The sequence below is a fragment of the Streptomyces sp. SID1328 genome (assembly GCF_009865595.1).
Classification (GTDB): Bacteria; Actinomycetota; Actinomycetes; order Streptomycetales; family Streptomycetaceae; genus Streptomyces; species Streptomyces griseoluteus.
In genome coordinates this window covers 1-499 of the sequence record NZ_WWKH01000654.1, presented here as the reverse complement: position 1 = coordinate 499, position 499 = coordinate 1, and the positions used below count along the sequence as shown (strand labels likewise).

The following is a 499-nucleotide window of genomic DNA, read 5'->3' as shown; positions in this document are numbered from 1 at the left end:
CCGGGTCGTCTGGCCCGTGGGGGGCGGCCGGGGCCTCCTGCCCGTAGGGGGTGGCCGGGTCGACTTCCCCGTAGGGGGTTGCCGAGGCTTCCTGTCCGTAGGGGGCGGCCGGGGCTTCCTGTCCGTAGGGGGCGGCCGGGGCTTCCTGCCCGTAGGGGGCTGCCGAGGCTTGCTGCCCGTAGGGGGCTGCGTGAGTGGTCTCCCCGTAAGAGGGGGGCTGGGGGCTCTGCCCGTAAGGGTCCGCCATACCGCCGGAGGCAACGGTGGCGGTTGGCGCGACGGCGGTCAGGGCGGGCGCGCCGCAGCCGGGGCAGGCGAGAGCGCCGTTGAGGTGCCGTCGGCACGGGTGGCAGTAGTCCATGACGCGGGAAGACTAGATTCCCCTCGGGTCACGTTCCTAGGTGCCGCTGTGAAGGTTTGGTGCGGGAGAGACACCTGCGTACACGCCTTTGCCGGAACCGTTACGTGTTCGACCCATTGACACCCCCCACCCGCCCTC

Annotated in this window: 1 pseudogene; it reads right to left on the bottom strand. The window is 71.9% G+C overall.

What is annotated here, in order from left to right:
• Positions 1-247: pseudogene (locus tag GT030_RS36630) on the bottom strand (hypothetical protein); the annotation flags it as partial.
• Positions 248-499 lie beyond the last annotated feature (252 nt).